Source organism: Dyella monticola (assembly GCF_003363155.1).
GTDB lineage: Bacteria > Pseudomonadota > Gammaproteobacteria > Xanthomonadales > Rhodanobacteraceae > Dyella_B > Dyella_B monticola.
Map to the genome: position 1 here is coordinate 77,533 of NZ_QRBE01000008.1, position 13,038 is coordinate 90,570.

Consider the following 13,038-nt stretch of genomic DNA (forward strand, 5'->3'; position numbering starts at 1 on the left):
ACGCGAGACCCGTTTATGTCATGACAAATCGGCTGAAATCAGGCTGACTTGACCGTTTCAACGGCGCGACGGTCGAGAACGGCATCGATCAGGCCATATTCCTTGGCCTGTTCGGCGCTCATGAAGCGGTCGCGCTCCATGTCACGCTCGATCCGGTCCAAGGACTGGCCGGTATGATGAACGTAAATATCGTTCAGGCGGCGGCGCAGATAGAGGATTTCCTGGGCCTGGATCTCGATGTCGGTGGCCTGACCACGCGCCCCGCCCGAGGGTTGGTGGATCATGACGCGCGAATTGGGCAACGAATACCGCTTGCCCTTAGCACCGGCCATCAGCAGCAGCGACGCAGCGCTGCAGGCCTGCCCGACGCACATCGTGCTCACATCGGGCTTGATGAATTGCATGGTGTCGTAGATCGCCAAGCCCGCGGTGACGGCTCCGCCCGGGCTGTTGATGTACAGATGAATGTCCTTATCGGGGTTTTCCGACTCAAGGAACAGCATCTGCGCGACCAGCAAATTGGCAACCTGGTCGTTCACCTCGCCAACCAGAAAGATCACTCGTTCCTTCAACAGGCGCGAGTAAATGTCATACGAACGTTCGCCGCGAGCGGTTTGCTCGACGACGATCGGCACCAGGTTGAGGTTCTGGATCGGGTCCATGGCCATGGGGCGATTCTCCGGGTGGGGACTGAAGGCGATTCGTATGATCGGGTCAGACTAGCAGTTGGTTATGCGGCCTGCTAGGCGCACTTTCGACGTCACAAATGCAGCATGTGTGATGCTCGATTTGTGGCGGTGCGAGACGGTGCGAACGCACCCTCTCGACACCCGCGTACCCATCGGGCCTGATCGAATCGTCTCAGGCGCCGACCGGGCGCATTACTTCGTCGAAGCTCAGATTCTGAGTGGTGGTATTGGCGTGTTCGGCCACCCACTCAGCTACCTGATCTTCCATGACGCGGTTTTGCAGCCCCTGCATCAATTGGGGATCGCCGTTGTAGAGTTCAATGACCTTTTCAGGCTCTTCGTAGGTCGATGCGATCGCGGCGAGTTGCTCGGCCAAGCGCGTGCGATCCAGCTTGAGCTCCTTCTTGCGGGCGATTTCACCCATCAGCAGGCCGGCAATGACGCGTAGGCGAGCGGCCGGCATGGCCGCATCGATCAACTGCGGCGGCGGCTGCTGGCCTCGCGGCACATTGCCAGACGCCAGGTTGCGCGCCTCGGCCTGCACCATCAGGTTGGGCACATCCAGTTCGCCATGTGCCTGAGCGAGTTTCTCAGCCACCTGGGACTTCAAGCGGCCCATCAGCGCGGCCTTTAGCTCACGCTCCAGATTCGCACGCACTTCCTTACGGAAATGCTCCATGTCGCCGTCCTCGATACCGAATAGCTTGATGAATTCGGCGTCCACTTCAGGCAGCTTCGGCTCCTGCACCTTCACGATCGTGAAGTTGACCTTGGCGGTCTTGCCTGCAAGCTGTTCGTTGCGGAAATCCGAGGGAAATTCGATGTCGTTCTCGAACGACTCACCCGCCTTGCGACCGGTGAGCGCGCCATCCAGGGCCTTGAATAAAGTGCCGGAGCCCAGCACGCTGCCGGCGCGCTCCTGGCTTTCGGTCGGGAACCGGTAGTCCCCAGCCGTGGCGTCGTATTCGAACATCACGAAATCGCCTTCGGTGGAAGGACGCTCGACTTCCTCAAAGCTGCGACGCTGCTGGCGCAGGGTTTCGATCATCTTTTCGATGTCGGCATCGGCCACTTCGGCCACCGGACGGGCAACTTCCAGTGCGGAGACATCGATTTCAGGGAATTCCGGCATCACCTCGAAGGTGGCGGTGTAGGCGATTTCGCCATTTTCCGGCTGGCCGGTGGTATCGATGGAAGGGTTGGCGACGGGACGCAGGTTTTCTTTCTCGAACGCCTCGCGCAGGGTGCTGCCGATGAGGTCCGAAAGCACCTCGCCACGCACCTGCGCGCCAAAGCGCTGCTGGATCACGTTGGCGGGAACCTTGCCCGGGCGGAAGCCCTTCAACCGCACCGTGCGGCTCATCTCGGCGATGCGCGCGGTGACCTGCGACTCGAAGCGCTCGGCCGGGAATTTTACCGTGAGCTTGCGTTCGAGCTTGCCGACGTTTTCAACCGAAAACTGCATGACGTCTCCTGGAATTACCTGTAGTGGCGCCCCATGGCGCTGCGGCGGGCCTGGCCGCCCGCAAAATCAAACTCAAGGTCCGATGGTGCGAAAGAAGGGACTCGAACCCTTACGGGGTTACCCGCTGGAACCTAAATCCAGTGCGTCTACCAGTTCCGCCACTTTCGCATCGTTCGCCGGATTGCAAGCGACAGATTTTCCACGACTTTACAGCAGTTACGCTGGAATCGTCGAAAGGCTGCCGAGCAGTGACCCTAAGTCGATGATTACTTATGCCAAGCCAGCCATTTTACGGTTGCCGGGAGGGCCAGCACAAGCGCTGAAGACGTCGCTGCACGGCTATCCTGGCACAGCTGCGAGGGCAAAGAAAAAGGCACCTGGATGCTATCCAGGTGCCTGTTTTAGCTGGTGGGCCGTGTAGGGATCGAACCTACGACCAATTGATTAAGAGTCAACTGCTCTACCAGCTGAGCTAACGGCCCAGAACTATTTGAATTGGGGTGGACGATGGGACTCGAACCCACGACAACCGGAATCACAATCCGGTACTCTAACCAACTGAGCTACGCCCACCGTAACCTAAGCATCTGGCGCGCCCGACAGGAATCGAACCTGCAACCGTCGGCTTAGAAGGCCGATGCTCTATCCGGTTGAGCTACAGGCGCTTGACTAAAAGCAGAACACCTGCTGGTCGGGGCAGAGGGATTCGAACCCACGACATCCAGCTCCCAAAGCTGGCGCTCTACCAGGCTGAGCTATACCCCGTTCTTTTCGAAACCCGGTCAACTTTCGCGAACCTGAGCTTTGAAATCCTACGGGTGACACTCTGGCCCGTCAATCCGTATCGAACACGCCGGACTTCAATACTTTCCGGCTTGCAAGCGATGTTCTGCCTGCAATGCAACCACGACCTTTTAAGTCATGCCTGCGAAATATGGTGCGCCCGGAGAGATTCGAACTCCCGACCACCAAGTTCGTAGCCTGGTACTCTATCCAACTGAGCTACGGGCGCATGGATCAAAACGACTTCTAGCCCTGGCTGCCCGCTGCCACCGAAAGGTGCCCAAAGACGCCGAAGCAAGAAGCGGAATTATTCAGGTAGTCGGCACAGCCGTCAATACTCTTTGTGAATTTTTTTGAAAGAGGTGATGACAGCTTCGATAAACCGGCTGCGCGCACACCACACGTATTCACTGCATATCGAGCTTGAAATCGTCGGCATCCATCCACGCTGGAAAGCGTTCACGATGCTTGAGCAGCAGATCGGGATCGATCGATACCGTCACCACCTGCTCTTGCGGGCCGAGCTCCACCAGCGGCTCACCGACCGGATCGATGACGGCGCTATCGCCGGCATACGGCAACTCGTTGCCATCAATACCCACGCGATTGACGCCAATCACGTACGCAAGATTTTCGATCGCGCGCGCTCTCAATAGCGTGCGCCACGGCTGCCTGCGCGGCGCGGGCCAATTGGCGACGAACAATGCCAGGTCGTATTCCATACCACCGGCGGCCGATTCCATGCGCCGGTTGCGCAGCCATACCGGAAAGCGCAGGTCGTAACAAACCTGCGGCAGGACCCGCCAACCCTTCAGTTCAGTGATCAACCGCTCCGAACCGCCACCGTAGCGCGTGTGTTCGCCAGCCATGCGAAATAAGTGGCGCTTGTCGTATTGCGCATAGCTTCCATCGGGGCGCGCCCATATCAGCCGGTTATAAACCTTATCACCCTCACGAATGGCAACGCTGCCAGTGGTCACCGCATTCACTTCGCTTGCCAACGCCCGCATCCACGCGATGCCTTCACCATCCATGTCTTCTGCGCTGGCGCGCGTGTCGTTACTGAAGCCGGAGAGAAAGGTCTCTGGCAGCACGATGAGATCGCTCTGCCCTGCCACGCGTCGCACCAACGCACCGTAATATTCGCGATTGGCGGCCGCATCGTGCCAGCGTGTTGCGCCCTGCACGAGAGAAACGTTCAGAGTTTGCATAGACGTTCCGCCGCAGCGTCCATCGTGGCGTCGCTCTTGGCAAAACACAGCCGCACGAGGTGCGTACCGGGTGCTTTTTCATAAAACGGCGTCAACGGAATGGCGGCTACACCACCCTCTTTCACCAGCCACTCGCAAAAGGCGATGTCACCCTGGTTATGGATGTCCGAATAGTCTACCAACTGGAAATAACCGCCAGGAACATCCAACAGTTTCAGGCGTGATGGTGCCAACAAACTACGGAAACGATCGCGCTTGGCCTGATAGAAAGCCGGCAACTCCAGGTAATGCTCCGGCGTGCTCGCGAGGAATTCTGCGAATGCAACCTGCGCAGGATGGAAGGTGCAAAAGGTGAGGTATTGATGCACCTTGCGCAATTCTGCGGAAAGTTTCGTCGGCGCCACTGCGTAACCGACTTTCCAACCCGTGCAGTGATACGTCTTGCCGAAACTCGATACCACAATACTGCGCGCAGCCAGTTCCGGATGACGCAATACGCTCTCATGCGCTGCACCGTCGTACACAATGTGCTCGTACACCTCGTCCGACAGCACCACGATACCGGTGTCGCGTACGATAGCTGCCAGCTCATCAAGATCTTTCGCCGACAAGACGGCCCCCGAAGGGTTGTGCGGGCTATTGATCAGGATCATGCGCGTGCGCGGTGTAATGGCATCGCGCACGCGCTGCCAGTCGATGGAAAAGCTCGGTACGGTCAGCGGAATGTGCACCGCGCGCGCGCCTTGCAATTCGATGGCCGGTTCATAGGAGTCATACGCCGGGTCGAACACGATCACTTCCTCGCCCGCACGCACTACGCCAGCAATGGCAGCGAACAACGCCTCGGTTGCACCGGAGGTCACGGTGATATCGCTGTCCGGGCTGACCTTATGTCCATACAGCCGCTCGGTCTTGAGCGCGATCTGCTCGCGCAACGCCGCCGTACCGATACCCGGCGCATATTGGTTCAGACCATTGGCCATGGCGCGACTCAACGCATCGCGCAGCGCTGGCGGCGGTTCGAAATCGGGAAAACCCTGGCCCAGATTCACCGCCTTGTGCTGCAAGGCCAGATGGCTCATCACGCTGAAAATGGTCGTGCCGACTTTGGGAAGTTTGGTTTCGACGGTCATGGGCAGGAATATGGATGGCTAAACGCAAAGACTAGCATGGCTCATGCGGGAGACTGACCGGGCAACTGCGCCTTCGTCGGGCACCGCCGTTTCATGCACTCCTCGTGGCTGATGCGGGCCGCTTCAGGCAGGCGCTCGGCAAGAAAATCCACCAGTGCGCGCACGCCCGGCATCATGCCGCGCCGGCTGGGATAGACGAAGTGCATGATGCCTTGTGGGGCGCTCCATTCGGGCAACAGGATTTCCAGCTCACCGCGGCTGATGGCCGGTGCACAGACCGATTCGGGCAGAAGCGCCACGCCAATGCCCGCGCGCGCCGCTTCCAGCAGCATGGCGAAATCGCCAGTGATGAGGCGTGCTTGCACTTCCACACTGGTGCGCTCGCCGTTTGCGTCAAACAGCTCCCATATCTGCGTACCTTCGTGCTCCTGCATGGATACGGCCGGTAAGCGTGCAAGATCGTCCGGATGCGCGGGGCGGCCATGGTGCGCGAGCAGGCCGGGACTGGCGACCGGGAACACGCGCGCCTGCCCGAAGCTGCGCACAATCATGTTGGCATCGGTATCCAACTTGTTGCGCACGCGAATCGCCAGGTCAAACCCCTCGCCAATGAGATCCACGCGCCGATTGCTCGACAGCACCCGCACCTGCAACTTGGGGTACTTGGCCATGAATTCCGGCAGGATGTGCGACAACACCGTCTGCGTGATCGAGATGGGGCAACTCAGACGCACCACGCCACGAGGCTCGGCACGCAATTCGTCGACGGCATCCTGGGCGGCGCGCGCCTCCTCCAGCACGGCCCGGCAGTGGCCGTAGAAGCGCTCGCCCACCTCGGTGACGACAAAGCGACGCGTCGTGCGCTGAAGCAGCCGCACACCCAGGCGATCTTCCAGCTGAGCGATTCGCTTGCTCAGCCTCGATTTGGGTACGCCAAGAAATCGCCCGGCCGCGGAGAACCCGCCATGCTCAACAACGGCGGCGAAGAAATACAGATCGTTTAAATCCTGCATGGCACCCGGCAAAGCGCTCATGATCGTTTCCTTTTTTGAACGATAAGTTGCCAAAGCGCCATCTTATCGCGACTTTGTTCCGAATTTATAGTTAATCCCAACGTCGGGCCACCGATATCGGATCAGAGGATAGAGACATGAAACTTCTACATCTTGACGCCAGCCCGCTGGGCCAACATTCCGTTTCCCGCGAGCTGACCACCGCCATCGTCAATCAGCTCAAGCAGGAACACCCTTCCGCCGCGGTGACCTACCGGGACCTGACCGCCCACCCGTTGCCCCACTGGACCCTGGTGGTCGATGCTGAGAGCGAAGCGGCCAAGCAAAACCAGACGGTGCTGGAAGAATTCCTCGCCGCCGATGCCATTGTGGTCGGTGCCCCCATGTACAACTTCTCGGTTCCCAGCCAGCTCAAAGCGTGGATCGACCGCGTGGCCGTGGCGGGCAAGACGTTCCAGTACACCGAGAATGGTCCGAAGGGCCTGATGAGCGGCAAGCGTGTGATCATTGCCTCGAGCCGCGGGGGCGTGTACAGCAGCGGCCCGGCAGCGGGCATGGATTTTCAGGAAACTTACCTGCGCACGGTACTTGGCTTCCTGGGTATTACCGACATTCAGTTCATCCGCGCAGAAGGCGTGAACATGAGCGCGGATCACAAGGTGCAGGCGATCGCTTCCGCCCGCGACACCATCAGCACTCTGGCGTCGAAAGCCGCCTGATAGAGCGGCTCCCCTTTCCCCCTCGTTTAAAGAGCGTCCTTCCGGGACGCTCTTTTTTTGCGAGATCAGCGGCCGAAACGGATTTCACCGCCATCGTGTTCGCGATCCCAGCCACGCAATTCGTCACGAATATGCGCAATGCGCTGGCGCCCTAATGCGTTGCGTTCCTCGTCCAGGACTTGGCCATCGAGCAATTCGGCCAGGCGCTGTGCGGTGGGTAGCATGGCGTCCCAGGCATCCAAGGCGGTAACCGGACCGGGTAATGTCATGAAGAAACTCAACCCCGGCGAACGCAACGTGTCGAGTCGGGTCAAGTCGAAGCTGCCAGGCTTGAGGATATTGGCGACGCTGAAAATCGGGCCCACCTCGCGCCGACCATCGACCAGGCGGTGGTAAATCCCCATGTCGCCGTATTCCAGCCCGGCTTTCTCCGCCGCGACGATCAAATCGCCGCCATTGAAGTGATGGCCCTCTCGCGCCATCACGAACAGACTCACAATGCGCTCCACCGGCACCTGGGCCGGGCGTTTGCCCAGATCCGAACGCGGCGGAATGCGCGGCGCCGAGGCGGGTGTGGGCACCGAGGAGGCCGGCGGCTGTGTGGGTGCAGCCATCGGCGCTGGCGCAATAACAGGCGCTGGCGATTCGATCGTGAACGGCCTGACCACTTCGGGCTGCGAAGGTGAACGCAGCATTTCCACAATCGAGGCGGATTGCCCGCTGGGCTTGGGCATCTGCACGGTTTCATGGCGCTGGTCGGCCAAGGCAGCGCCGAGCTTTTCCAGCTCCGAGCGAAGGCTTACATCGAGTTCGCCTTGCTCCGGCATCGGTTCCTTGAACAGCGGGTCCATGTGAGTCGGCGCATCATCCATGAAGGCTTGATCGCCATCGACGGGTTCACCGAGTGTCGGTTCGCGGCGCTCGACGCCCGATTCGGGCGCAAGACGTCGCTTGCCCTGCTCCTTCTTCGGCTCGCCAAACAGCCACACCAGCACCAGCACGATCACACCCACGACCGCCAGCGGAATGCCGACCCAGGGGTTCCACGCTACAGCCAATTCGGATCCAAGCATCATCTAACCCTCACGCAGCGCCGGCCAGCTTGCTCGCTTCGGCAAGATCCACCTGCACGAGGCGAGAAACACCCGGCTCGCGCATGGTAACGCCGCAAAGCTGGCTTGCTGCTTCCATCGTAGCCTTGTTGTGGCTGACGAAGATAAATTGCACCTTTTCGCTCATCTCGCGCACCATGTTCGAGAAGCGCCCTACGTTGGCCTCGTCGAGCGGTGCGTCCACCTCGTCCAGCAGACAGAACGGCGCTGGATTCAACGCAAAGATCGCAAATACCAACGACACCGCCGTCAACGCCTTCTCACCGCCTGACAACAAGGTGATATTGGACACGCGCTTGCCAGGCGGCCTTGCCATGATCGATACACCGGTGCTGAGCAAATCGTCGCCCGTGAGCTCGAGATAGGCGTGACCGCCACCGAACAGCCGCGGGAACAATTCCTGCACACCGGCGTTGACGCGATCGAAGGTTTCCTTGAAGCGCTGGCGCGTTTCGCGGTCGATTTTCTTGATCGCGTTCTCCAGCGTTTCCATCGCACTGGTGAGGTCGGTGAGCTGATTATCCAGATAGGTTTTGCGTTCGCTCTGCTCGGCGTGTTCTTGAATAGCAGCAAGATTGACCGGCTCCAGACGCGCAATCTTCTGTGCGAGATCGGCCAGCTGCTGGCGCCATTGCGTGGCGTCAACATCATGGGCCAGCTCGGTAAGCAGGGTTTCCAGATCCAGACCGGACGCGGCGATGGCTTCGGCGAGCTGCTCGGCGCGCATCTGCAAGGCCTGCGCGGCGAGTTTCTTTTCCGATAGCGTTTCGCGCAGGCCGGACAGTTCCTGCTCCAGATTGTGACGCTGCTGCTCGAGCTTGCGCAGTTCGATGTCGCAATCTTCCAGCGCGCGGCGCGCCTCGACCAATTGCTTGTCCACCAGCAGACGCTGATCGAGATAGGTCTGGCGCTCGGCTTCCAGTTCCGCGATGGGATCGGAACCTGCATCGAGCTGTTCGGTAATTTCGGTGCGGCGTGCCTCGAGCTGACGCATCTGGTTGTCCATGCGCGCCAGCGCCTGCTCCAGCGAACTCAGCGAGGATCGCTTCGACTCCAGGCTCAACGCCAATGCATGCGCCTGATCGGCAGCTTCGCGCGCGTTCATGCGTGCTTCTTCCCGCGCTTCCAGCAAGGCGCGGCGTTCGTTTTCCAATTCGCGGCGTTGGTCTTCCAGGTCCCCCATGTTGTTGACCGATTCATCCAGGCGCGCACGCGCTTCGCGCGTCTGCGTTTGCAGCTCTTCGATCTGCTCGATCAGCGCCGACAACTCGGCAGCGACCTTCTCCGCGCGTGCACGCGCGGTTTCCACCTTGCCGCGATGGCTCTGTAACTGGCCGGCGAGTTCGGATTGACGGCGATGCGCGTTGTACAACTCGCGCTGCGCATCGTCGCGTGCGCGCTCGGCTTCGAACTTGCTGGTGCGCAGGTCATCCAGTCGTGTGCCGGCTTCCTCGATACGCGCCTGCAGCGACTCGATCTGCTCGGAGAGCGTGCGGATCTCACGCTCGCGCGCCAATACACCCAATTGATTGCCTTGCGCGCGACGCACACAGACCCAACCGGGCCCCAGCCATTCGCCGCCGCGCGTGACAACCGACTGATACGGCGCCAGCGCCGACAGCCCGGACACACGCTGGTGCGCTTCGTCGATGGTTTCGGCGATGAGCACGTGGCCCAAGATCGTGAGTGCTGGCGCCGGCCCACGCACGTGTGCAGCCAGCGTGCCGGCGGTGGCAACGCCCCCTTCGGCGGCATCGAGCAAGGCCACGTTGGCTTGGCTGAGTGCAGGAAATTCTTTTGCCAGATCGTGCGCACCATCCACGAGCACGCTGTCGATGAAGCCGGAAAGCACGGTTTCCACCGCAGTTTCCCAACCCGCTTCCACCTGCAGCACTTCGCCCAGGCGACGGTTTTTATCCAATCCCAGTTGCGACAACCATGCGCTGGCGGGGCTTTCTTCCTGCCCAAGCGCAGCATGTTGCAGGGCTTCGAGCGAGGCCAGACGACCTCGTGCCGTTTGCACTTGCTGGCGCGCGTCGTTGAGTGTGCTTTGGACCTGACGCTCTTCGTCGAGCACTTTCTCGTAGGTCAGCTTGTGCTGATCGAGCAGGTCGCCCAGCGATTCGACGCGTTCGTGCTGGGTATCGTGTTCGGTGTGCAATTGTTCGGCCGCCGCATCGAGTGCGTCGACATCGGTGGCTTTCTGCTCGGTTTCCAGAGCCTCTTTACGCTTAGACAAATCGACCGCCTGCCGATCGAGGTAGGCCAGTTTGGTGCGCTCCACTTCGGCGGCGCGGCTGGCTTCACCGGCAGTGCGGGTGTAGGTGTCCCAGCGTTGCTGCCAGTCGGCGAGCTTGGTTTCGGTCTGGCGCACGGAGTCGGAGGTTTCATCCTGCATTTGCTGCAGGGCCTCAAGTTTCGGCTCGCCCTCGGCCAACGCAGTGCGCAGGGTTTCCACCTGATCGCGATCGGTGGTGATGTGCGCGGCCAGTTCACCGTGCTCACGCTCCGCGTCCTGCTGTGCGCGCTGTAGGCGCTCGGCCGTTTCCTTGTTGTAGCGCACCTGCTGTTCGACGCGGGCGATTTCAGCGCCGACCTTATAAACCTCGGCCTGTACCGAATTGAGATGCTCGCTGGCTTCGGTGTGACGCTCGCGCGCGCTCTCGATCTGCGATTCGGCCTGGCGCTGTTCGGCAAGCCGCTTTTCGATTTCGATCTCCGCCGAGGAAAGGCCCTGCCCTTGGCCATCCTGCTGGTTTTTCAGACCCCGATATTCGAGCGCGCGCAATTCGGCTTCTTTGCGTGTCTGCTCTTCCTTGTAGCCTTTCCAACGCTCGGCGGCGCGTGCCTGTCGATTGAGGTGCTCGAGCTGCTTGTCCACTTCATCGCGCACGTCGCGCACGCGGTCGAGGTTTTCGCGCGTGGCCTTGATGCGACTTTCAGTTTCCTTGCGGCGCTCTTTGTATTTGGAAATGCCGGCCGCCTCTTCCAGATGCATGCGCAATTCTTCGGGATGCGCTTCGATGATCTGGCTGATCATGCCCTGCTCGATGATCGAGTAGCTGCGCGGCCCCAAGCCCGTACCGAGGAACAGATCCGTGATGTCGCGTCGACGGCAACGCGCGCCATTGAGGAAATACGCGGACTGCCCGTCACGCGTCACCTGGCGCTTCACCGAGATTTCGGCGTATTGGCCGTACTCGCCCTGGATGATGCCGTCGGAGTTGTCGAAGATCAGTTCAACGGTCGCCTGACCTACCGGCTTGCGCGCGCTGGAACCGGAGAAGATCACGTCCGTCAGCGAGTCGCCACGCAAGCGGCTGGCCGCGCTTTCACCCATTACCCAGCGGATGGCGTCGATGATGTTGGACTTGCCGCAACCATTGGGCCCCACCACACCCGTCATGTTAGTGGGTAGATGCAGCGTGGTCGGGTCGACGAACGACTTGAATCCGGCGAGTTTGATCGTGGTTAGGCGCATGCAGATTCACAAGTTCGAAAAGGGATGGCCCGCGAGCGCGGGCGACGAGTCACTGTGCCAAACGTGGGACAGCGCCGCAATGCATGCAAAGCGGTCAGTCATTCGGAAGAATGCGCCGCAAGCAGTTGATTCAGCTCAATGGGGCGCTTTCGCATCGATGGAGAGTGCGTGGATTCCCTGTTCCATCAGATCCCCCAGCGCCGCATAGACCAGTCGATGCCGCTTGATCGGCAGTTGCCCCGCAAACGCTGCGCTGACGATGCGCACGTGGAAATGCCCCTTCCCCTCGTTGGCGTGGCCGATGTGCTTGTAGCCCTCGTCGACCACGTCCAGTTCGACAGGCTGGAGCGCTGCGGTAAGCCGCTGGCGGATGTCCTCGACCAACGCCACCGTCATGCCGGCAGCACCTTGCGAAACGGTTTGACGCTGACACTAGCGTAGACACCGGCTTCGACATAGGGGTCGGCCTTGGCCCATTGCTCGGCCGCGGCAAGGGATTCGAACTCGGCCACGATCAGACTGCCTGTGAAGCCCGCCGGCCCCGGCTGCTCGGCATCAATCGCGGGGAACGGGCCGGCAAGCAGCAACCGCCCTTCGGCCTGCAGCCTTTCCAGACGCTCCAGATGTGCCGGGCGCGAGGCCACGCGGCGCTCCAGCGAATCGGCATGGTCCGTACCGGTAATGACATACCACATGTGCTTTGGCTCCCTCAGGTGATCGGCGATTTTATCCGACCGCGCCGCAGAACACCCGGTGCTGCTTGAATCCATGCCGCGGCATTGCAGGCGCTTTATCGCAAGCACGAAGTAACGGGCGGACTGGGCGGTGCTCATGCTCAACCCCGCCCTGTCGCCCGATGTGATGCCTGTCAGGCGCGATTCCTGACAACGCCTGCTGCCTTGCCGGCCGGTTTGCGCGCACGCTCTCCTTGCCACGGAGAGGGGTATCTGCTCGTTCCAGATATAGCCCGCAGCCTCGGCAGCAAGCCATTTTCGGAATTTCACGGCGCACTAGGCCATCAGTCATGGCAGGCCGTTGTTGACAGTTCCGAAGATGGTGTTATAGTTCACTACAACACCGGTCCACGAGAGCACTAAGGAGAGCCGTCATGAAAGCACCGAACCCCATCGCCATCACCGCAGCGGTTCTGTTCACTTCGGTCAGCCTGATCGCCCTGAGCCCGAGCACCCCCAAAGCTCCGGCCACCGAGATCAACGGAATGAAAGTGATCAACCTCCCCGCCGTCGATGTACGCCCTAGCGCAGACGACCAGCGCGCCGCCGCCATGCTGGCCGCTGCCAGCCTGACGATCGCCAATTCACCGCTCGCCGCCAAAGCCGAAAGCGGCGCAAGCCTGCTCGGAGCGCAACTGGCCATGCCCTACTATTCGTTTGGTTCAACCAAGTTCGCCGGCATCAGCAAGGAATAAATT

General features: G+C 60.5%; 11 protein-coding genes and 6 tRNA genes. 2 read left to right on the plus strand and 15 right to left on the minus strand.

What is annotated here, in order from left to right; translation table 11 throughout:
* Positions 1-38: 38 nt before the first annotated feature.
* The 11 genes from clpP to DWU98_RS13690 all read right to left on the minus strand — a co-directional run bounded on the left by clpP (position 39) and on the right by DWU98_RS13690 (position 6,315).
* On the minus strand, positions 39-668 hold the full coding sequence (clpP, locus tag DWU98_RS13640) for an ATP-dependent Clp endopeptidase proteolytic subunit ClpP (RefSeq protein WP_115496116.1): 630 nt from the start codon (positions 666-668) through the stop codon (positions 39-41).
* A gap of 193 nt (positions 669-861) precedes the next feature.
* Positions 862-2,154 (minus strand): trigger factor, encoded by a 1,293-nt coding sequence (gene tig, locus DWU98_RS13645; RefSeq protein WP_115496117.1) that lies wholly within the window; start codon positions 2,152-2,154, stop codon positions 862-864.
* A gap of 83 nt (positions 2,155-2,237) precedes the next feature.
* Positions 2,238-2,322 (minus strand) — tRNA-Leu (locus DWU98_RS13650).
* Positions 2,323-2,560: 238 nt separating this feature from the next.
* Positions 2,561-2,636: transfer RNA gene (locus DWU98_RS13655), tRNA-Lys, on the minus strand.
* Positions 2,637-2,650: 14 nt separating this feature from the next.
* A tRNA-His gene (locus DWU98_RS13660) sits at positions 2,651-2,727 on the minus strand.
* Positions 2,728-2,742: 15 nt separating this feature from the next.
* A tRNA-Arg gene (locus DWU98_RS13665) sits at positions 2,743-2,819 on the minus strand.
* Between the two features lie 23 nt (positions 2,820-2,842).
* Positions 2,843-2,919, minus strand: a tRNA-Pro gene (locus DWU98_RS13670).
* A gap of 170 nt (positions 2,920-3,089) precedes the next feature.
* Positions 3,090-3,166: transfer RNA gene (locus DWU98_RS13675), tRNA-Arg, on the minus strand.
* 178 nt (positions 3,167-3,344) lie between these two features.
* Positions 3,345-4,148, minus strand: a complete 804-nt coding sequence (locus DWU98_RS13680) for an amidohydrolase (RefSeq protein ID WP_115496118.1) — start codon at positions 4,146-4,148, stop codon at positions 3,345-3,347.
* Positions 4,136-5,281 carry a pyridoxal phosphate-dependent aminotransferase gene (locus DWU98_RS13685; protein WP_115496119.1) on the minus strand — a complete coding sequence of 382 codons (1,146 nt, stop codon included), beginning with the start codon at positions 5,279-5,281 and terminating at the stop codon, positions 4,136-4,138. Before DWU98_RS13685 ends, DWU98_RS13680 begins: the two co-directional genes overlap by 13 nt.
* A 41-nt stretch (positions 5,282-5,322) precedes the next feature.
* Entirely contained in the window at positions 5,323-6,315 is a 993-nt protein-coding gene (locus DWU98_RS13690) for a LysR substrate-binding domain-containing protein (RefSeq protein ID WP_115496120.1), read from the minus strand.
* Positions 6,316-6,431: 116 nt separating this feature from the next.
* Between DWU98_RS13690 and DWU98_RS13695 the strand changes: the two genes are divergently transcribed.
* The gene (locus DWU98_RS13695) at positions 6,432-7,013 is read left to right on the plus strand and encodes an FMN-dependent NADH-azoreductase (RefSeq protein ID WP_115496121.1); all 582 of its coding nucleotides are present in this window, start codon (positions 6,432-6,434) and stop codon (positions 7,011-7,013) included.
* A gap of 65 nt (positions 7,014-7,078) precedes the next feature.
* Here DWU98_RS13695 and zipA read toward each other — a convergent pair whose 3' ends face one another.
* The 4 genes from zipA to DWU98_RS13715 all read right to left on the minus strand — a co-directional run bounded on the left by zipA (position 7,079) and on the right by DWU98_RS13715 (position 12,301).
* Positions 7,079-8,089 (minus strand): cell division protein ZipA, encoded by a 1,011-nt coding sequence (gene zipA, locus DWU98_RS13700; protein ID WP_196239514.1) that lies wholly within the window; start codon positions 8,087-8,089, stop codon positions 7,079-7,081.
* Between the two features lie 7 nt (positions 8,090-8,096).
* On the minus strand, positions 8,097-11,606 hold the full coding sequence (gene smc / locus DWU98_RS13705; RefSeq protein WP_115496122.1) for a chromosome segregation protein SMC: 3,510 nt from the start codon (positions 11,604-11,606) through the stop codon (positions 8,097-8,099).
* A 135-nt stretch (positions 11,607-11,741) separates the two neighbouring features.
* A complete protein-coding gene (locus DWU98_RS13710; protein ID WP_196239517.1) occupies positions 11,742-11,996 on the minus strand; it encodes a BolA family protein in 255 nt (84 codons plus the stop codon).
* 2 nt (positions 11,997-11,998) lie between these two features.
* Entirely contained in the window at positions 11,999-12,301 is a 303-nt protein-coding gene (locus DWU98_RS13715; RefSeq protein ID WP_115496247.1) for a YciI family protein, read from the minus strand.
* A 413-nt stretch (positions 12,302-12,714) separates the two neighbouring features.
* Here DWU98_RS13715 and DWU98_RS13720 point away from each other — a divergent pair, with 413 nt between their 5' ends.
* Positions 12,715-13,035 carry a hypothetical protein gene (locus tag DWU98_RS13720; RefSeq protein WP_115496124.1) on the plus strand — a complete coding sequence of 107 codons (321 nt, stop codon included), beginning with the start codon at positions 12,715-12,717 and terminating at the stop codon, positions 13,033-13,035.
* Positions 13,036-13,038: the final 3 nt, after the last annotated feature.